Here is a 20,179-nt window from a genome sequence, read left to right on the forward strand (position 1 = left end):
TTTCACCCGATCGCGGTCCGGTCACCGCGCCATCGCGCGATCCCGACCCGCTTTCGCCGCTTTCCCGCCTCTCTTCAGGATCCGACCTTGCAAGCCGCTTTCCGCCTGACCGCCGCAGCCGCCGGCGTCGCCCTGCTGTGCCTGTCGTCCCCGGCCCGTTCGGCCGAGCCCGTCGTGATCGCCCAGGCTTCGCCGCAGGCGCACACGCAACTTCAGGCGCAAGCTCAGACGCAGCCCCAGGCGCAAGCTCAGGCGCAAGTTCAGGCGCAAGCCGCCCCGGCCGCCGCGGACGCCGACAAGACGCTGAGCACGGTGACGGTGGTCGGCAACTGGCTGGATCAGCCGAACGAAACCAAGGTGCTGGAGCATCCGGGTGCGCGCACGATCGCGGACCGGCGGACCATCGAGGAAAGCGGCGCCACCAATGTGCGCGAGGTGCTGCGCCGCATGCCGGGCGTGCAGGTGCAGGACAGCAACGGCACCGGCGGCAGCGACATCTCGCTGAACGTCGGCGTGCGCGGTCTGGCCTCGCGGCTGTCGCCCCGCTCGACCGTGCTGCTGGACGGCGTTCCGCTGGCGGTCGCGCCCTACGGCCAGCCGCAGCTGTCGATGGCCCCGCTGTCGATGGGCAATATCGACACCATCGACGTGGTGCGCGGCGCCGGCTCGGTGCGCTATGGCCCGCAAAACGTCGGCGGCATCATCAACTTCGTGACCCGGCCGATTCCGCAGACCTTCGCGGCCCAGGCTTCGGTGGAGACCGAGGTGGCGACGCACGGCGGCAAGGTGAAGACCATGCCGAGCGTCTTCATCGGCGGCACCAACGACAATGGCCTCGGCGGCGCGCTGATGTATTCGGGCGTGCACGGCGACGGCTATCGCCGAAGCAACGACCGCGTCGATATCGACGACCTGATGCTCAAGGGTTCGTACCGCATCTCCAGCACGGACCAGATCACCGCCAGCTATCACTACTACGAGGCGCTGGCCGACATGCCGGGCGGCCTGACCGCCGCGCAGTACGCCGCCGATCCGTTCCAGTCGGTACGGCCCTACGATACCTTCGCCGGCCGCCGCAGCGACGTCTCGCTGAAGTATTCGCACCAGGACAACAACCGCAAGTTCGAGGTGCTGACCTACTACACCGACAGCTTCCGCGGCAGCCAGATCGAGAGCGAGAGCGCCGGCCGCCGTCGCCTTGGCTCGTTCCCGCGCCACTACCACACGTTCGCCGTCGAGCCGCGCTATTCGCAGCTGTTCCGCGGCGCCAACATGAGCCACGAGGTCAGCGTCGGCTACCGCTACCTGCGCGAGGCCAGCGACGAGCAGGCATCGCGCACGGCGTTCTACACGCCGGGCACGGTCGATCCGACCACGATCGCCTCGCCGATGTACCAATGGCGCAGCGGCGGCACCACGGCGAACGCGGTCTATATCGACGACACCATCAACGTCGGCAACTGGACCATCACGCCGGGCCTGCGCTATGAAATGATCCGCTCGAACATCACGGACCATTTCACGCAGCGCCGCACCGACATCAAGTCGGACGAGCCGCTGCCCTCGCTGGCGGTGATGTACCACGTCAGCGACAACTGGAAGCTGTTCGGCAATGCCGGCGTCTCGTTCGGCCCGCTGCAGTACTTCCAGATCGCGCAGACCACCAACGGCCTGGCGCCGGAGAAGGCCAAGACCTACGAGCTCGGCACGCACTTCAACGCCAACGGCTGGGGCGGCGAGCTGACGCTGTTCAACATCGACTTCGACGACGAGCTGCAGCTGCGTGGCGGCACGATGGGCAGCCCGGACGCGTGGACGAACCTGGGCGCGACGCGCCACCGCGGCGTCGAGAGCTCGCTGCGCTACGACTTCGGCACGCTGTCGAAGACGCTGGCCGGCCTGTCGGCGTATGCGGGCTACACCTATACCGAGGCCACGTACAACCACGGCACCTTCGCCGGGCGGGACCTGCCGTTCTATTCGCGCCATGTGGCCACCGCCGGCGTGCGCTACAGCCGCAACCGCTGGACGCTGAACGTCGATGGCTTCGCGCAGTCGCGCCAGCATTCGCCGGGCGATCCTAACGGCGACGACCCATATCAGACCGTCGAGACTCCCGATGGCCAACATGGCGACATCCCCCGGCTATGCGCTGGTGCACATGCGCCTGGGCTACGACTTCGGCAAGTCGATGTCGAACCTGAAGCTGGCGGTGGGCGTCAAGAACCTGTTCGATCGCCGCTATTTCACGCGCTCGACCGACAACAACCTGGGCAAGTACGTCGGCATGCCGCGCACGTTCTACGTGCAGGCGACGTTGGCGTTCTGAGCGGAGTTTGCGCTGGCTGGGGCGGGGTTTGAAGCCAGGCCTGCTGCGCGCTTGCCCCGGGCACGTTGCGTGTCCGCGGGCAAGACGCTGAATCCCCCTGCTGAGCGGGGGACGGCGATGCGGCGCGCGCCGCCTAGACGATCTCGCGCGTTTCCATGAACTGCAGGTTCGGGAAGCGTTCCTGCGTCAGCCGCAGGTTGACCATGCTCGGCGCCAGATAGACGTGGTCGCCGGCGCCGTCGAGCGCGACGTTGTGGCCGGCCTTCTCGATCAGCTTCTCGATCTCGGCCGGGTCGCCCTTGAGCCAGCGCGCGGTCGCGCACTCGTGCGATTCGAAGATGGCGTCGACGCCGTACTCGTGCTCGAGCCGGTGCGCCACCACGTCGAACTGCAGGATGCCGACCGCGCCGAGCACCAGCTCGTTCGAGGCGATCGGGCGGAACATCTGCGTCGCGCCTTCCTCGGCCAGCTGCTGCAGGCCCTTCTGCAATTGCTTGACCTTCAGCGGATTGTTCAGCCGCGCGCGGCGGAAGTGTTCCGGCGCAAACGACGGGATGCCGGTGAACTTGAGCGCCTCGCCTTCCGTGAAGACATCGCCCAGGCGGATCGTGCCGTGGTTGGGCACGCCGATGATGTCGCCGGCGTAGGCCTCCTCGGTGGTGTTGCGGTCCTGCGCCATGAAGGTGATCGCGTTGTTGATCGCCACCGTCTTGCCCGCGGACACGTGCAGCAGCTTCATGCCGCGCGTGAAGCGGCCGGAGCAGACCCGCACGAACGCAATGCGGTCGCGGTGGCGCGGGTCCATGTTGGCCTGGATCTTGAACACGAAGCCGCTGAACTTGGCTTCCTCGGGCTGCACCGTGCGGCTGTCGGTCGCGCGCGGCTGGGGCGAGGGCGACAGGTCGCACAGCGCGTCGAGCAGCGACTGCACGCCGAAGTTATTGATCGCCGAGCCGAAATAGACCGGGGTCTGCTTGCCGGCCAGGAAGGCGTCCTTGTCGAAGGCGTGCGAGGCGCCGCGCACCAGCTCGATCTCGACGCGCAGTTCCTCGGCCTGCGAACCGAGCACGCGGTCGAGTTCGGGATTGTCCAGCCCGTCCAGGATGGCGGCGGTGCCCTTCTCGCCGTGCGGATCGAACAGCTGCACCTTGTCGTCGATCAGGTGATAGACGCCGCGGAACGCCTTTGCCCATGCCGATCGGCCAGGTCATCGGCGCGCACTGGATCTTCAGCACGTCCTCGATCTCGTCGAGCAGCTCGATCGGCGAGCGCCCTTCGCGGTCCAGCTTGTTGATGAAGGTCAGGATCGGCGTATCGCGCAGCCGGCAGACGTTCAGCAGCTTGATGGTCTGCGCCTCGACGCCGTTGACCGAATCGATCACCATCACCGCCGAGTCGACCGCGGTCAGCGTGCGGTAGGTGTCTTCCGAGAAGTCCTCGTGGCCCGGGGTGTCGAGCAGGTTGACGATGTGCTCGCGGTACGGGAACTGCATCACCGACGAGGTCACCGAGATGCCGCGCTGCTTTTCCAGCTCCATCCAGTCGGAGGTCGCGTGGCGGTCGGCCTTGCGCGCCCGCACCTCGCCGGCGACCTGGATCGCGCCGCCGAACCACAGCAGCTTTTCCGTCAGCGTGGTCTTGCCGGCGTCGGGGTGGGAAATGATGGCAAAGGTGCGACGACGCGCAATTTCAGATACGAGCGAGCTCACGGTAGGACGTTCGGATGGCAGGCGGATGGATCGGGACCCGGAGGGCGCGGCAGAGGCGATGGCGAAGCCGATCGCACCGCGCCTGGTGTGTCGCGTTCCGCGGCGGCCGGCTTGGGATCGGCTGTCGCGGCGGAGCGCCCGAGGGAATGGGCCGTTATTCTACCGGTTCCCGGCGCTGACCGGTTCCGGCACCTCGCCGCGGCGCTGCCGCTCGCGCAGGCTGCCGAATTGCAGCGCGTACTGATGGGTCAGTTCGGCGCCGAAGAAGAAGATCTGGGCCGAGTAGTACACCCACAGCATCAGCGCCACCACCGAACCGGCCGCGCCGTACGAGGACGCCACCGCGCTGTTGCCCAGGTAGATGCCGATCAGGCGCTTGCCGACCGAGAACAGCACCGCCGTGATCACCGCGCCCATCGTCACGTCGCGCCAGGTTACGCGCACGCGCGGCAGCATCTTGAACACCACCGCGAACAGCGCGGTGACCACGGCGAACGAGAAGCCGTTGGAGATGGTGGTCGCGACCGGCGCCAGCCACGACTCGAACCACATGCCGTCCCAGAAGCGCTGCACCACCGCGATCGCGGCATTGACGACCAGCGACACCAGCAGCATGAACGCCAGCACCAGCACCAGGCTGAACGACAGCAGCCGCGTGCGCACCAGCGAGCGCCAGCCGCTGGCAGGGGGTCGCGTCGGCCTCCCAGATATCGTCGAGGCTGGCCTTGAGCTCGGCGAAGGCGCTGGTCGCGCCGACGATCAGGATGCCGGTGGCGACCAGCGCGGCCACGCCGCTGCCGCCGGCGCGATGCGTGGCGGCCAGGATCTGCTGGATCGCCGCCGCGCCCTGGGTACCCAGCAGGCCCTCGAGCTGCGCGAAGATCTCGCCGCGCGCCGCTTCGGCGCCGAAGAACAGCCCCGCGATCGAGATCACCAGCACCAGGATCGGCGCCAGCGAGAACAACATGTAGAACGACAGCGCGGCGCCCTTGCTGGCGGCGCGGTGCGCGAACCAGGCCTGCACGGCGCCCGTGACCACCATTGCGGTGCGGTGCAGGGTATGACGGTCGGGCAGCATGCGGGCCAGGCCGTGCCAGCGGCCGTTGCGGTGCTCGGGATCGGGTGGGTACATCGGCAAGAAGGCGCTCCCTGGCTTGGTCGGTGGGCTGAGGTCCGGATGGGCTGGGGTCCTGCCACCGCCGGGCGTGTGGCCCGGCGGGGCAGCGTTCAGGATACCGCGCCTGGCGCCGGTGCCCAAGCCGCGCTCAGGGCAAGGGCTGGTGAAGGCGGCGCGAGAGCCTGTGCAAGAGTCGTTGCAAGAGTCGTTGCAACAGTCGTTCCAAGAGCCGTTGCAAGAGCCGGTGCAAGAGTCGTTGCAAGAGCCGGTACAGGGGCGGGTGCAAGGGCTGGCGCGAGCGTCAGTACAAGGGATTGCGCGAGGGCCTGTGAAAGAGCGGGCGCAAGGGCCGGCCGCGACCAACTGCTAGAGTAAAAGCGGGCGGCGCGCCATTCCGCCGCCGCGTCTTTCGTCTCTTCTCTCTCCTTCAGGAGGTACCGTGATCCGTTTTCCGATCGCACCCTTCCCCGCTCTCCGGCTCGGCACACTAGCGCTGGGCATCGCCGCCATCCTTGCGACCGCCGGCTGCGACCGCAGCCAGCCCGGCCCCAAGCCGATTTCGGGCGACACGCCCGCCGCCGACACCGCCCCTTCGACCAATCCGCCGGCACGCAAGGAATGACGTCGATGCGCGGGCGCGTTGGAGGCCGCGGCTGGAGCGCCACCGCTGCGCGGTCGCGTTGGGGCCGCGGTTCGGGACCGCCGATTGGCGGTCGCGGCCCGGGGCGTACCCGTTTCTGCGGACGTTCCTGTGAGTGTTTGGCGAGGGTTGTGGACGCACCGTGTGCGGCCGTCGCGCTTTTCGCCCGTCCGCACCCGCCCGCACCGGTGCGTTAAGCGGGTGTAACCGCTCCGCCCTCGCCTGCGCGGCGTGGCGAAAGCACGGGACTTCCCCCGTATCGGCGAGCCCGCCGCGCCGTTTCCTGCCCCGACTTCATCCGAATTTCCTCCTTTGGACGGATGCCGGCGCCCGTGCCGTTGTGCCGGCGCGCCGTCGGCCACCGTCCTGGCGTCGACGGCATGGCCGGGACGGAAACACCGTGCGGGCAGCCGCCGCCACCCCGGTTTCAGGGCCGCAACAGAATCGGACCGGTCCGTCCAGGGCGATGCCTCGCGCTCGCGGCCCATCGCCGCAAACCCAGCGGGGACAACGGCGGGCGCATCTTGGCACGCTTGTCGCAACAGGCCGTGGAGAGCCAGGACCTACGCTTCAGCCACGGGAGAGCGCCCCACCATGCGTCACCCTCCAGCACGCATGACGGCACGACGCCGCGCCCAGCGTCCGGCGCGTGCCGCGCCGTCGGTATTGCAACTGCTGTCGCCCCCGCTATTGCCTGCGCCGCGGTTGCCGCACCGGGCGACATCGTCGTTCTGCATGGAGTCCAACCGCGTCCTGCCGATCGCGGCCTTCCGCAGCCGGACACGGCGATAGCCGCCCTTCCGTGGATCGTCGGCGGCCACGGGCCGCCCACCGGTCGGCCTGTCCACGCGCCGCAGCGCTGCGGGGTCGTCCGTATCCGATCAGGGAGGAGAGAGACAATGAAAACCAAGCTTTGCGCATTCGCTGCCATGGCCGCGCTCTGTAGCGGCGCCGCGGCCGGCAGCTTCAGCCATCTGGACCGGTCCGACGATGCCGAGATCCACAGCCATACGGCATTGAGCAACGATATCTACGTCAAGGGCTTCGGTTTGTCGCTGGGCGTGCTCGGCGCCGGGGGCGCAGGACGACGAGGCACGCGGCCAGCGGCCCGCGGTGGACGACGACGGCAAGACACGGCAGGTGGCCCGCCTGCCGATCGATCTGCTGGCGGCATCGGACAATGTGGTCGGCTACGGTGGCGGCCTGGGATCGGGATGCTGGAAGCCGGCCTCGTCATTGGCGCCGCGGCGCTGAGCGGCAAGCGCCATGAAAAAGGGCCAACGAATCGTCGGCCCCGGTGATTGCCGCTGTCTCGGCGGTCCGCTACTCGGCGTGGCTCGACTGGCCTTCGACGCGGATATTGTGCTTGTGCATCAGCCGGTAGAGCGTGACCCGCGACACGTTGAGCTCGCGCGCGGCGGGCACCACGTGGAAGCCGTGGCTCGCCATCACCGAACGGATGGCCTCGCGCTCGGCCTCTTCGCGGATCGCGTCGAGGGTCTTGCGCGGCGCGTCGCTGTTGCCGTGCAGTTGCAGGTCCTCGGCGGTGATCTTGCGATTGTCGGTCATCACGATCGCGCGCCGTACCCGGTTGATCAGCTCACGCACATTGCCGGGCCAGCCGTACTGCATCATCGCCTGCGTCGCGCACGGCGAGAAACCGCGGATGCGCCGATGGGCCTCGTGGCCATGCTCGGCGAGCACGGCGTTGGCCAGCAGCAGGATGTCCTCGCCGCGCTCGCGCAGCGGCGGGATCGACAGCGTCAGCACGCACAGCCGGTGGAACAGGTCGGAACGAAAGCGCCCCTCGGCCTGCGCCGCGACCAGGTCCACGTGCGTCGCCGAGATGATGCGCAGGTCCAGCGGTATCGACTGATGGCCGCCCAGGCGCGTGATCATGCCCTGCTGCAGGAAGCGCAGCAGCGCGACCTGGCTCTCCAGCGGCAGATCGCCGATCTCGTCGAGGAACAGCGTGCCGCCCTGCGCCTGCTCGATCCAGCCGATCTTGCGCTGGTTGGCGCCGGTGAAGGCGCCCTTCTCGTAGCCGAACAGTTCGGACTGCACCAGGTGCGGCGGGATCGCGCCGCAGTTGATCGCGACAAACGGCCCCTTGCGCCGGTTCGACGCTTCGTGGATGGCCTGCGCGGCCAGTTCCTTGCCGGTGCCGGACTCGCCCGAGATGAACACCGGGGCGTCGTTGTGCGCGACCTTGGCCAGCGAGCGGAACATCGCCCGCATCGGGGCGCATTCGCCGATCATCTTGCCCTGCACCGCCGTGTCGGGCCCGCGGGCGGCGTGCAGCGTGGCCATGCCGTGCGCGTGCTTGAGCGTGTAGGCGAGCTCGCTGTAGGAGAACGGCACGCGCACGTAGTCGACGCAATAGTCGCGGATCAGGCGCCGCACCCGCTCGTCCTCGAGCCGCTGCGGCGAGGTGATCGCGACCCACATCACGTGCAGGCATTGCAGGCTCTGCTCGAGCAGCGCGATCTCGGCATCGGTGTAGTCGCTCTCCAGGTCGAGCACGCCCGCCATGGGCGCGCTGCTGCGCACGACCCGTGGCAGGTCGCGCAACTGGTGATGGTGGCGGATCTCCCAACCGGGTCCGAACTGGCTCGCGTCGATGCCGAAGTTCTGCTGTCGCGATACCACCAGGACCTGCGCGGCCCGCGATGTCGGCTTGTTGAGTCGGTCCATCCCGTTCTCCCGCGCGTTTGGCGTGGCCGCATGCCGCACGGTCTCGCTGCGCCGGCTGGCGGACGGGATCGGGCTGCGGTCCAGTTGTATGCGGTGCGGCTGCGCACCCATGTGGGCGGCCGCCATTACACGCTCGATACGCTGTGGGGAGGGAGATCGAACATCGCGGTCGGCGTCGTGCCGCTGCGCAATTGTTCACGGATGGTGCGGCGCATGCTGTCCCGCTCACGCATCAGGCGATCGCTCGGGGCATGCAGCGTCTGGCCGGAATAACGGTGATAGAGGGCCTGATAGGTCAGCACGTTGACGATCCATTCCTCGCGCTGGGCGCGCAGGCGGGCAACATCGGCTTCGAGCTGGCGGTGGCGTTGCAACAGGCCTTCGATGGCCTGCCGGACGTTCGGTGGCACGCTGTCGTCGGCCGCCAGCACGGCGGCGACCGCATCGGCGATGGATTCGTCGCGATGCTCGCGATGGGACTGGCTGGGATCGTGCTCGGGTTTGGCGCCGGCAACATCGGCCAGATGGCTCCAGGCGCGGGTAATCGAAGGCGTGGCGGATCGAGTCGGCTCGAGAACGGGCCGATGGACTTCTCCTGCGGTCATGATTCTTCCCCGTTGAACAACATCCCCCGGCACTACACGTTCGCGATTACCACTTGTTCCGCTTATTGTTTCGGCACGCTTCGCGCATGCTCTCGTCGTGGAGGCGAAGCCGCCTGCAGGCGGTCTGTCTGTACGTCCGCTTCGAGCGGATCGAATGGGTCTGCGTCGCGCCATTGGCGCACTCCGTTGCCCGGAGTCAACAAGGGGCGCCTCGAAGCGCCCCCGGAATAGCTTGCCTCTAGTTCAGTGCATTTGGCTTCGTTTGTCTAGCCCCCACGCGGGGCATGCATCCAAAATCATCCTTCGGTATGACGGTAACAACGGCGGCCCATCATGGTCCGCAAGGTAAATAAGCACTTACCTTGAACGCAGAAACGGGTACGGTGCCGGCGTTCCGCCCTGCTGCGGCGCACGCAGAAACGGGTACGGTGCCCTGACCTTGCAGCGAAAATTCGAACGTTTCGGCGGACATCCCGGACGATGGGCATGAAAAAGGGCGGCCGTGGCCGCCCTGGCTGCGAAGCGCTGCCGCCAACTCAATGGCCGGGCAGGTAGTAGAACTTGAAGACAAACACGGCGGCGATGATCCACACCATGATCGGCACGTCCTTGGCCCGGCCGGTCAGCAGCTTCAGGCCCGCATACGTCACAAAGCCGAAGGCGACGCCGTTGGCGACCGAATAGGTGAACGGCATGCCCAGCGCCGTCAGCACCGCCGGCACCACTTCGGTGGCGTCGTTCCAGTCGATGTCGACCAGTTCGCGCAGCATCAGGCAGGAGACATAGAGCAGCGCCGGGGCGGTCGCGTACGCCGGCACGGTGCCGGCCAGCGGGGCGATGAACAGGCAGGCGAGGAACAGCACGGCCACCGTCACCGCGGTCAGGCCGGTGCGGCCGCCGGCCTGCACGCCCGAGGCGCTTTCGATGTAGGCCGTGGTCGACGAGGTACCGAGGAAGGAGCCGGCCATGATGGCGGTGCTGTCCGCCATCAGCGCCTTGTTCAGCCGATCCATCTTGCCGGCCTTGAGCAGGCCGGCGCGATTGGCCACGCCCATCAGCGTGCCGGTCGCATCGAACAGCTCGACCAGGAAGAACACCAGCACCACATTGATGATGCCGATCGACAGCGCGGCGGTGATGTCGAGCTTGAACAGGGTCGGATCGATCGACGGCGGGGCGGACACGATGCCGTGGAAGGTGTTGCCCCCGAAAGCGAAGCTCAGCAGCGTGGTCAGCAGGATGCCGATCAGGATCGCGCCCTTCACCTTGAGGCGGTCGAGCGCGACGATTGCCAGGAAGCCGACGATGGCTAGCACCGCCGAGGGCTGATGCAGATCGCCGAGCGTGACCAGCGTGGCGGGGCTGGCGGTGACGATGCCGGCGTTCTTCAGCGCAACGATGGCGAGAAACAGCCCGATGCCCGCGGTGATCGCCACGCGGATCGAATGCGGGATGCCGTTGACGATCATCTCCCGCACACGCAGCAGCGTCACCAGCAGGAACAGACAGCCCGAGATGAACACCGCGCCGAGCGCAGCTTCCCACGGCAGGCCCATGCCCTTGACCACGGTGTAGGCGAAATAGGCATTGAGCCCCATGCCCGGCGCCATCGCGATCGGATAGTTGGCGTAGAAGCCCATGATCAGCGTACCGAGCGCCGCGGCCACGCAGGTGGCGACGAACACCGCGTCCTTCGGCATGCCCGCATCGCCCAGGATGGTCGGGTTGACGAAAATGATGTACGCCATCGTCAGGAAGGTCGTGACGCCGGCCAGTATCTCTGTGCGCACGTCCGTCTGGTGCTCGTTCAGCTTGAACAGGCGTTCGAGCGGGGGAGCGGCGCGCCGGCGCCGCGATGGCGGGTGTGTCGTTGGGTTCGGAAAGGGGTTCGGGCATCGACATGCTGTGTCTCCTGTATCGTTTTGTCCCGTCTCTCGCAAAGGCAAGAGCCTCCTTCCGGCGCGTTGGCCAGGGAGGCACACGTAATGTCTTACACTTTTGTATACAGGTGCGCCGATACGGACAAATAGACTGTATGCAAAATGGGTGATGATCGCACGAGGGCACTCGCGTGATCTAGCCTGCAGCAGGGGAACACCGCTCTTGACGTGGGCTGCGATCCCCCGTATAAAGCGCGCTAGATTCAAGCGACGAGGCAACAGCACATTCGTTAGCCACCGTCATGGTACTTCGGTTGTCCATGGTGTCCTTTCCTTGAGTTGCTCTGCCGGAAGCGCCGCGCGCCTCCGTTTTTTAATTTTTTTAGGAAATGCAAGACCATGAAAACCGGTATCGTCAAATGGTTCAACGACGCCAAGGGTTTCGGTTTCATCAAGCCGGACGAAGGCGGTGATGATCTGTTCGCCCACTTCTCGGAAATCCAGGGCTCTGGATTCAAGTCGCTGCAAGAAAACCAGCGCGTTTCGTTCGAAGTGAAGAACGGCCCGAAGGGCCTGCAAGCAGCGAACATCACCCCGCTGTAAGGCCTCGCGCCCCTCGCCCTCGGGCGAGAAGACGCTGAAAGCCCGCCCCGTGCGGGGCTTTTTGTTTTTGTGGCGTGGCGATTTTCGTCGGTCGCCCAGCTCTTGCGGCGGGGCGGCGCTGTTCGGGTTGGGCCTCCCGCCGCCTTGGCCTTCACCCTTCGCCTCTCCGGTCTCCCCTCGCCTCTTCCGTCGCCCGTGGCCTCGCCTCGCCACTCCCCCTCGCCGCTCGCTTCGCCCTCCTCGGTCCCGTCCCTGGATCCCGCCTCTTTCTCTCCCCTTGCTGCTCTGCCCTTGTGGCGTTTCGTCCCGACCCTCTCCTTTTTCTCCGGTCCTTTCCTCGTTGCCGTCTCGCCGGAGCGGTTGGGCGTGCCACCGCGAGCCAGGCATCAGCGCGCAGAAACGGGTACGGACGGCGACCGTTTGCGCTCGCAGAATCGGGTACGGATCCAGGGCCTACCGGAGCTCCTTCGGAGGGTCGATGGCCGCAGAAACGGGTACGCCATAGTGGCCGGCCGGGAGTCGGCCGCACGCAGAAACAGGTACGGATCCGCTGATTCCGTAGCGCGATCCGCGGTCCGTGCAGCGGTCACGTACGCAGAAACGGGTACGTTCGGCGGGTTTTTTTGGGGTGACGCAGAAACGGGTACGGTTTTCTGAGCGCCACCGTCGCCGGACGAAGGGCCGCCGTTCGCCGCAGAAACGGGTACGCGGATCGGCCCACTGAAGACCCGCGCCGATGGGCAGAAACGTGTACGGCCCTCCGGCAGCTGCCCCGCGACTTCTTCTGCCAAGGCCCGGCTCCGGCGCAGAAACGGGTACGCTCCCGACCATGGCCGAGGCTTGGGCTCTGCAAACGTTTGGAAGCACTCGCTCTCGACAGGACGTACGGACTCCGTGGGCCTCGTGCGCCAGGGGCGCGTCTTCATGGCCTGAAAGCGTCGCAGAAACAGGTACGCTTGCCGTGCACCCGATGTCCAATTCCGTACGCAGAAGTAGGTACGCTTTACGAAGGCCGCTCAAGAGGTGATTGTTCGCAGAACTGGGTACGCCGCAGAAACGGGTACGCCCAGACCTCGCTTCATTGCGCGCGCCTGGCACGCAGAAACAGGTACGCAGCGGGCAGGGCCGGCGCTACGCCGGCCTCTAAGGGCTTTATGAGGCGCTTTATCGGCCTCTCAGCCCGGCCAACGCGCCGATATGGCGCAGAAACGGGTACGCAGCGGACGCGTGGCCGCTGTGGATAAGCCTGTGCAATGCCGAAGTTATCCCCGCAGAAAGCGGTTCGCGGCTTTCGCTGAAACAGGTTCGGGGATACGCAGATTCGGGTTCGACGCTTCGCAGAATCGAGTACGCTGCAGCGCAGAATCGGGTACGAAGGGGGTCGGTTTACGTTTACGGTTCAACGGCTTAGGTGCCGCGTATACGGTTTACGAGTAGTTAACCGTAAAGGTATGTATTGCTTGTAGTGGATGACCGCGCGGCAGTGGACAACCCTGCCGGGTTGCCCCCTGCCGCACGGCATGCGAGCTGGCAAAAGAGAGACATCGGCACAAAGCCAAGGGCTACCAGAGCCGGCGCGAGGTCGGCGCCAGGTAGGCGCCAAGTAGGCGTATACCCGGGCGGATTTCCCGCCACGGCGGCGTACTCACGGCCGAATCTCCGAACGTACCCGTTTCTGCGTGACAAGGGTGGCGGCATCAAGTAAAAAGGCGGGTAATTCGAAGCACGCCGATATGCCGATCAAACGTTCCCTGGCCACCCCGGACGACCGCACCGTCACTGACGTGGAAACCGGTCCCTCGCGCATCATCGTTCCTGGCAACGATGCGCCGTTGGTCCCGTCCGAAAAATTTCAGCGGCTGTTCGACGAAGCGCAGGCCATGGAGCGCGAAGACGCCTGGCAAAGTGGCGAGGTCGGCTTTCTGAGCCGCGCCAGTGTGCAGGTTACGCTGCCCTACCGGGCGCCAAAGGGCGCGCCGCCCGTCTGGACCCGGACCAGCGGCAATATCTCGCTGATGATCCAGCCGGGTTACTTCACGCAGCAGCGGTCCGAGCGCGCCAGCAACGGCCGCCAGAAGCTGGTGTCGGAAACCGTGTCGCTCGGGTATCCCTATGGCTCCTATCCGCGGTTGATGCTGGCCTGGATCGGCAAGGAGATCATGGCGAAGAAGAAGCGGGGCGAGTTTACCGGCACCGTGGACGACCGCCGCATCTCCCTGGGCAATTCGCTGTCCGAGTTCATGTACAACCTCGGCATCCCGATGGCCACGGGCGGCAAGCGGGGCACCATGACGCTGGTGCGCCAGCAGATGATCCGCCTGTTCTCCGCCACCATTGCGATCGTCCAGAACAAATCGGCGCCGACGCAGAACCAGACCAACAACCACGAACCGATGTCGATCGATCGCGTCGGCTACCTGCTGGCCGATCAGCTGTCGACCTGGTGGGATCCGATGCAGCCCGGCCAGGGCTCCATGTTCGAGAGCTTCGTGGTGCTGTCCGAGCCGTTCTTCAACGAGCTGGTCAATCGCCCGGTGCCGGTCGATATGCGGGCGCTGAAGGCGCTGAAGCAGTCGCCGTTCGCGCTGGACGTCTATTCCTGGCTGACCTACCGCTTCTTCACCATCCAGCGGCGCACCGAGATCCCCTGGGAAGCGCTGCAGATGCAGTTCGGTACCGAGACCGAGAGCGAGCGCAAGTTCCGCGCGCTGTTCCGCAAGGCGTTGAAGGACGTGCTGGTGGTATATCCGGACGCCAAGGTCGACGCCGATTCGTCGAAGGCGCTGATTCTGCAGCCCTCGCGTACCAGCGTGCGCAAGCTGGCCTGAGCGGCGGTCCATCCAGGAAAGCGCCGCAGGCCCTTCGCTTCGGTAAGGTTCGGCGCGGCAATAAAAAAAGCAGGTGTTGAACACCTGCTTTTTTGCTGGCTCCCGACGAGTGCCGCGAACCAGCGGCGACGCGGGCGATCAGGCCGGCTTGATGCCGGAAGCTTGCTTGCCCTTCGGACCTTCCTTGACTTCAAAGGTCACTCGCTGGCCGTCCTTCAGCGTCTTGAATCCAGTGCCCTGGATTTCCGAGAAATGGGCGAACAAGTCCGCGCCACCATCGTCCGGGGTAATGAAGCCGAACCCCTTGGTTTCGTTGAACCACTTAACCGTACCGGTTGCCATGTGAGTTTCCTTTCGACGCAAGTTCTTTGTACACGACGCAAACAACCGTTCAAGCACGTTGATTTCTCGCAGATACCGAACGGAAGCCGACGAGGGTGACACGACTTGACGCGACTGTGTTGGGCATCATATCCAGTTTGTCTAACCGTGTCATGTGCGGCGTACAACGCACAACCTCTAATGTAGGCCGATTCTCGACCGATTTTCAAGCACAACTTTTGAAGAAACTTGTGCGACTTTTTGGCTTCCAGGCTGCAACGAATTCGTTTATTTGAAGAAATCGGTTGATAGCACCAAGGCGATTGACTAAAGTTTCGCCTACAGTCAAACCGCGCTTTCAGCGCTGAAAGAGAGAGGCCCCGGTGGCAGCGAAAATCATCACGGTGTTCAATCAGAAGGGCGGCTGCGGCAAGACAACGGTCAGCATGCACTTGGCCGGGACGCTGGGTTTGCGCGGCGCCCGCGCGATGCTGGTCGATATGGACGAGCAGGGAACCGCGACCCGTTGGGCGGCGCAAGCCTCAGACGAGCGTCCGTTCCCGGCCTCCGTCATTGGATTGGCGGCTTCGGGCGGCGCGATGCATCGGGAAGTCCGCAAGTTCGTCCAGGACTACGACTATATCGTCGTCGACTGCCCGCCTGCCGTGCATTCCGCGGCGCCGTCCAGCGCCCTGCTGATCTCGGATCTGGCGGTGATTCCCGTCGTCCCGTCGCCCCCGGATCTGTGGGCGGCGGTGGCGGCCAAGACCCTCGCGCAGCACGCGCAGGTCCAGAACGAAACATTGACCGTCCGCGTGATGGCCAATATGGTGCAACGCCGCGTTTCCATCGCGCGCCAGGCGATCGAAATCCTGGGCGATGACGGCGACTTTCCCCTGTTGCAATCGATGATCGGCTCCCGCTCCGCGTTCCGCGAGTGCCAGGCCATCGGTTGTACCGTGCACGGCGTACCGGGCGCACGCGAGGCGGTGCAGGAAGTCGACATCATGGTGGACGAGGTGCTGTCCCTGATCGAGTAAAGAGAATGGCAACGAAGAAGAAGAATCTGCGCGCCGGCATGCTGGCCGGCATGGCGGCGGAAAAGAGCCGCGCCGACACGCTGGACCGCTTCGCCCGCGCGGAAGCGGCGATCGCCAAGCATCCGCACGGTCTGCTGCAGGCCAAGGGCGCGGAAACGACGCCGACTTTCAGCGCTGAAAACGAGGAGCGCTCGGGGGGGATGGCCGCGTCCTCAAGCGCATCCCGCTGGCGCAATTGCACGACAACCCGTTGAACGCGCGCCGGATCTACGATCCCGCCGTCGTGCAGGAGCGCGCCGCGTCGATCGCTACCCACGGCCAGAAGACCCCCCGGTCTCGCGGCGCCGGATCCGTCCCGCCCCGGTCACTACATCCTGATCGACGGCCACTACCGCAAGCGCGCGCTGGCGGCGGCCGGCAAGCTCGAGATGGAGTGCTTCGTCGAGCGCGACCTCAGCGACCTCGACTTCTACCGCCTGTCCTTCCTGCTGAACGAGCAGCGCTCGGACCAGTCGGCGCTGGACAATGCCATCGCCTGGCGCCAGCTGCTCGACGAGGGCAAGGTTGCAAAGGAAGAAGATATTTGCGAGCTGACCGGCATGTCGGCCGGCACGGTCAACAAGACCCTGGCGCTGCTGAAGCTGCCGGAGTCGGTGCTGATGGTGATGCGCGAGCGTCCCAGCGCGATCGGTATCGCGGCGGGCTACGAGCTGACGCTGTACTACAAGCTGGCGGGGGAGGAGCGTACCCGCGAGCTGGCGATGCGCATCATGAACGACGGACTGTCGAGCCGCGAGGTCGAGGCGATTCGCAAGCAGGCGCAAGAGGGCAAGGCGCGCAAGGTCAAGGAAATCAGCCGCCAGTACAAGATCCGCACCAGTGGCGGCGAGCTGCTGGGGACGATCAAGGAATGGGACTCGGGTCGCGTCGTGCTCGACGTCCAGCTGACCGATCGCGATGCCCGCGAAGCGCTGCTGGAAGCCTTGAAGGCGCGCTTCGGCCTGGACAAATCGCTGCTGTAGCAGACCCACCGGGCTGCGTGCCGCAGCAGGGGCGGGATGAAGATCCCGACGCGCGGCCCGCCATCACGGCTCCCCAGCTTCCCGCCGCACCAGCATGCGGGGCGTGAACCGGACGCTGCGATGATCGGCGTGCTCGGGCAACGCAACGAAATCCCGCCACGCCGCGCGAAGCAGCCGGTCCAGGCCGCTCGGGGAGTAACCGGCAAGCGGCAGACTGGCCCGCTTGGCCTGGCCCCGCGCGGTTGGCGGCAGCATCAGGGGGACCCAGCAGCGGCGCGGCCTGCGGTAGCCCGTCCGCCGCCAAACCACGGTCGGCCCAGTGCCGGGAGAGGGCATCCCAGGCATCCTCGCTCAGCATGGCGAGCCGCATCCCTACCTGGCCCGATCCAATCCGTGGCAGGGCGATTCCCGGGGCCTGGAGGTCGAAGCGTGGGCGCAGCAGCCAGCGCCCGCCGTCCCCAAGCTGAAGATGGCCCCCGGTGGCCAATACCGCTTCACCGATTCGCATCCCGCAATCGCCGATCAGATAGGCTGCGGCATTGGCGGTCCGCCATATCGGCGTGCCGTTCGATCCATCGAGCCAGCGGCGAAACGCGGCCACACTCGTACCCGCGCCGGCCGCCTGCCCGGGAGCCGTTTCCCGGTGACCGGCCAGCCCAGCCAGACCATCTGCCTGATCGGCTGTCTGATCCTCTAGCTCTCCGTCCGCCTTGTCGCCTAGCCGATCGTCGTGCGATACCACCGCCCCAGCCGGTATCGCAAAGCCATCGAAGGGATGGTGCGCCAGCACGCCACGCTTCCGCAGCCAGCCGAACAGCGCCCGTATCACGCGCATGGCCGCCTGGCGAGAGCTGCCCCGCAATCCGCCCTCGAACGGCCGCCACGGCATCCGGTCGCGCGGCCCGGCCGGACCCTGCCAGAACGCCGCGGGTTGCGGATCGGCCAGGAAATCCCAATACGCCGACAGGTCTTCCCCCGTCATGCTGCGCAAGGGCTGCCGCCGCCGTGCCGCCCACAGCAGCAGCCGTTCGGCCTCGCGCCGATAGCTGGCCCAGGTATGGGGAGCCGGGCCGCTTGCTCTCGAGCCATTGGCGTACCAGCTGCAGCTCCTCCCCAAGAACCGCACGCCAGTCACCATAGAGTGCTGTACAAAGCATATATTCCAGAGGAACAGGCACCTCCAGCCGATCGTCCAGCGGTGCCAACGTCATCGGCGGCCGCTGCGACGGCACCACCAGCGCGCCCACCTGAGGCCCCAACACCGGTCTCCCATCGCTCGCCCGCAGCGTGTCGCGCTGCCGCTCGAGCCAGTGCCGCACCACATCGGCGGATTTGGCGCCGAGGCGTGGCACCGCGCGCCACCAGGCGGCGCCGCGCCGGTTGACCCGCTCCACCAGGTCGCCGATGCGTTCGATGCCGCCCGCCGCGAGGCGGCGCGACAGGCTGGGCCCGAACCACAGCGACACCGCGTGATCGAGCGCCGGTCGCCCAGGGGACAAGCGCTCCAACGACGACAGCGCGTCGACGCGCCGGTCCATCGCGACATTGGAGCGACCCTTGAGCGAGTCGAACATCGCCGCGATATCGGGCCGGTTGTTCTGCAGCGCGAACTGGACCAGCCGATCGCGCAGCCGCAGGATGCGCTGCACCGCCTGATGCTCGGTCAGCGCCTCCTCCTCGTCCGGGTCGAGCAGATAGCGGTTGGCGATATCGACCGCGGCCATGCCCTGGGCATACGCCCGTACCACGGCGAATTCGGTCCGGGTCAGTTTCGAGGGATCCAGCGTGTCGTCCCGCACAGACATCGGCAATCGGCCTTAAGTGATTGATTGATAACGACTTTGAGCAGACGAGTAGCGCAACCTGCCCAAATTGCTACCCGAAGTGTAATGTAAATTATTTTCTCGGCACAGCATCCGAATGCCGCCGCCCGGCGAGCAGAGCATGGCGAAAAATCGCCGCTGACAACGCCCGAAACATTGGGGAAACATCGACCCAACTTCACCCAAACACCGCCCAAACACCGCCCAAACACCGCCCAAACACCGCCCAAACACCGCCCAAACACCGCCCAAACACCGCCCAAACATCGGTCCGAACCCTAAGAACGCGGCCGCTTTGCGATTGACGTAAGGGAAAATCCTTACCCCGCTTCCAGCCTTGCGCTGCGTACGCATTCGCACAAAAGCGACTTACCCACCATCTGGCGAGCCTTGCTTTCCTGTTTTGGCGTGCATATGCTGGACCGCAGAATAAGTGAAAGTTAAGTCTGTCTTTAGAGGGATCGAAAGCGTGCAAACACGCAAACGGGGCGATTGCATCACGCTTGACGGGAAGGGACGGCCGCGCTGAACGGCGCGCCGAACTGAAGCGGGGTGAATCGTAGGGAGGGGCAGGCGCAACATAGCGCCGCACTTCCGATCACACGGGCGACCGTCGCGGCGCACGTGTCGCAACAAGAACGAGAGCGGCATGGCCACCATTCTGTTGATCGAGCCTCATCCATTACTGCGATTGGGCCTGCGCCAGCTACTGGCGCAATCCGAACTCCCCGTCCACGTCATCGATGTCGAACCGGCCGCGCTGCCATCGGCCGACGATGCCCGGCTGCGCGACGCCGACCTGCTGATCTACGGCTGGTACGACGATGGCAGCGGCAGCTGGCGCGCGATGGAAGACGTGTGCCGCTACCTCGCGCCGCAGCGGGTGCTGGTGCTGGCCGACGGCCTGCCCGCCGCGATGGCGCAGGAATCCGTGCCGCCGATGGTGGCAGGACTGCTGTCGAAGAACTGCTGCGCCGAGGTGCTCGATGCCGCCATCCGCCTGGTGCTCGCCGGCGGCGAGTGCTTCCCCGCGCTGGTCCACGCGGAGCCGACGCGGCAGACGGGCCTGTCCGGCATGCAGGACACCGGCGACAGGGAAGCGGCCGCGAGCCGGCCAAACGAACCGATCGAGTCGACCCGCGCCGCGCCCGGCTGGTCCACCGACATCGCCATCCGGACCGCGCCGCTGATCCAGCCCGATATCGAGACGCCGTCGTTCGGCTCGCATCTGCTCAATATCACCGAGCGCCAATACGAGGTGCTGGCGCTGCTGGCGCGCGGCTATCCGATCAAGACGGTCAGCCGCGTGCTCAACATCTCGGTGGCCACCGCCAAGACCCACGCCTGCACGCTGTACCACCGCCTGCATGTGCGCAACAAGGGCGAGGCCGTCTACGAAGCGCTGCGGCGCGGCGCCAAGCTGAACTGGCCGGGACCGTCGACGCTGGGCGCGGTGCCGCTGCACGTGGACGGCATGCGATTGCCGGCGGTCTGCCAGGCGGCCTGAGTTGCAAGGCGCCAGTCACGGAGGCATGTGCTGGCGCGAACTCATCCTTTCGGCTGAGGGA

12 protein-coding genes and 4 pseudogenes are annotated in these 20,179 nt (G+C 66.1%); 8 read left to right on the plus strand and 8 right to left on the minus strand.

All coding sequences use genetic code 11. The features are described from left to right. The first annotated feature begins 87 nt into the window (after positions 1-87). Positions 88-2,329 (plus strand): annotated as a pseudogene (locus tag OJJOAM_RS18230) (TonB-dependent receptor family protein). Positions 2,330-2,462: 133 nt separating this feature from the next. On the opposite strand, the pseudogene OJJOAM_RS18235 reads toward OJJOAM_RS18230, so the two are convergent. Both OJJOAM_RS18235 and OJJOAM_RS18240 read right to left on the minus strand, forming a co-directional pair. Then, positions 2,463-4,038: pseudogene (locus OJJOAM_RS18235) on the minus strand (peptide chain release factor 3). A gap of 159 nt (positions 4,039-4,197) precedes the next feature. Continuing rightward, positions 4,198-5,170 (minus strand): annotated as a pseudogene (locus OJJOAM_RS18240) (YihY/virulence factor BrkB family protein). A gap of 424 nt (positions 5,171-5,594) precedes the next feature. On the opposite strand from OJJOAM_RS18240, the gene OJJOAM_RS18245 reads away from it, so the two are divergent. Next, positions 5,595-5,777, plus strand: coding sequence for a hypothetical protein (locus OJJOAM_RS18245; RefSeq protein ID WP_422650640.1), 183 nt, complete (start codon positions 5,595-5,597; stop codon positions 5,775-5,777). Positions 5,778-6,908: 1,131 nt separating this feature from the next. Continuing rightward, positions 6,909-7,049, plus strand: a complete 141-nt coding sequence (locus tag OJJOAM_RS18250) for a hypothetical protein (RefSeq protein WP_422650641.1) — start codon at positions 6,909-6,911, stop codon at positions 7,047-7,049. 69 nt (positions 7,050-7,118) lie between these two features. Here OJJOAM_RS18250 and OJJOAM_RS18255 read toward each other — a convergent pair whose 3' ends face one another. From OJJOAM_RS18255 to OJJOAM_RS18265, 3 genes are all read right to left on the minus strand, one after another. After that, the gene (locus tag OJJOAM_RS18255; protein ID WP_422650642.1) at positions 7,119-8,489 is read right to left on the minus strand and encodes a sigma 54-interacting transcriptional regulator; all 1,371 of its coding nucleotides are present in this window, start codon (positions 8,487-8,489) and stop codon (positions 7,119-7,121) included. Positions 8,490-8,614: 125 nt separating this feature from the next. Further along, positions 8,615-9,094 carry a hypothetical protein gene (locus OJJOAM_RS18260; protein WP_422650643.1) on the minus strand — a complete coding sequence of 160 codons (480 nt, stop codon included), beginning with the start codon at positions 9,092-9,094 and terminating at the stop codon, positions 8,615-8,617. 536 nt (positions 9,095-9,630) lie between these two features. Beyond that, a complete protein-coding gene (locus OJJOAM_RS18265) occupies positions 9,631-10,914 on the minus strand; it encodes an NCS2 family permease (RefSeq protein WP_422650958.1) in 1,284 nt (427 codons plus the stop codon). 459 nt (positions 10,915-11,373) lie between these two features. Between OJJOAM_RS18265 and OJJOAM_RS18270 the strand changes: the two genes are divergently transcribed. Next, a complete protein-coding gene (locus OJJOAM_RS18270; protein WP_006576725.1) occupies positions 11,374-11,577 on the plus strand; it encodes a cold-shock protein in 204 nt (67 codons plus the stop codon). 1,733 nt (positions 11,578-13,310) lie between these two features. Continuing rightward, the gene (locus OJJOAM_RS18275) at positions 13,311-14,405 is read left to right on the plus strand and encodes a replication protein RepA (RefSeq protein WP_053823267.1); all 1,095 of its coding nucleotides are present in this window, start codon (positions 13,311-13,313) and stop codon (positions 14,403-14,405) included. Positions 14,406-14,543: 138 nt separating this feature from the next. On the opposite strand, the gene OJJOAM_RS18280 is transcribed toward OJJOAM_RS18275, so the two are convergent. Further along, positions 14,544-14,747 (minus strand): cold-shock protein, encoded by a 204-nt coding sequence (locus OJJOAM_RS18280; RefSeq protein WP_006576252.1) that lies wholly within the window; start codon positions 14,745-14,747, stop codon positions 14,544-14,546. 362 nt (positions 14,748-15,109) lie between these two features. Here OJJOAM_RS18280 and OJJOAM_RS18285 point away from each other — a divergent pair, with 362 nt between their 5' ends. After that, a complete protein-coding gene (locus OJJOAM_RS18285; RefSeq protein WP_149318590.1) occupies positions 15,110-15,766 on the plus strand; it encodes a ParA family protein in 657 nt (218 codons plus the stop codon). Between the two features lie 5 nt (positions 15,767-15,771). Beyond that, positions 15,772-16,788 (plus strand): annotated as a pseudogene (locus OJJOAM_RS18290) (ParB/RepB/Spo0J family partition protein). Between the two features lie 63 nt (positions 16,789-16,851). On the opposite strand, the gene OJJOAM_RS18295 reads toward OJJOAM_RS18290, so the two are convergent. Next, the gene (locus tag OJJOAM_RS18295; protein ID WP_422650644.1) at positions 16,852-17,043 is read right to left on the minus strand and encodes a hypothetical protein; all 192 of its coding nucleotides are present in this window, start codon (positions 17,041-17,043) and stop codon (positions 16,852-16,854) included. 239 nt (positions 17,044-17,282) lie between these two features. Continuing rightward, positions 17,283-18,593: a phage integrase family protein gene (locus OJJOAM_RS18300; RefSeq protein WP_422650645.1), complete on the minus strand. Its 1,311-nt coding sequence runs from the start codon at positions 18,591-18,593 to the stop codon at positions 17,283-17,285. Between the two features lie 667 nt (positions 18,594-19,260). Here OJJOAM_RS18300 and OJJOAM_RS18305 point away from each other — a divergent pair. Next, a complete protein-coding gene (locus OJJOAM_RS18305; RefSeq protein ID WP_422650646.1) occupies positions 19,261-20,118 on the plus strand; it encodes a LuxR C-terminal-related transcriptional regulator in 858 nt (285 codons plus the stop codon). Positions 20,119-20,179: the final 61 nt, after the last annotated feature.

The sequence above is a fragment of the Cupriavidus sp. H18C1 genome (assembly GCF_049311595.1).
GTDB classification, from domain to species: Bacteria; Pseudomonadota; Gammaproteobacteria; order Burkholderiales; family Burkholderiaceae; genus Cupriavidus; species Cupriavidus cauae.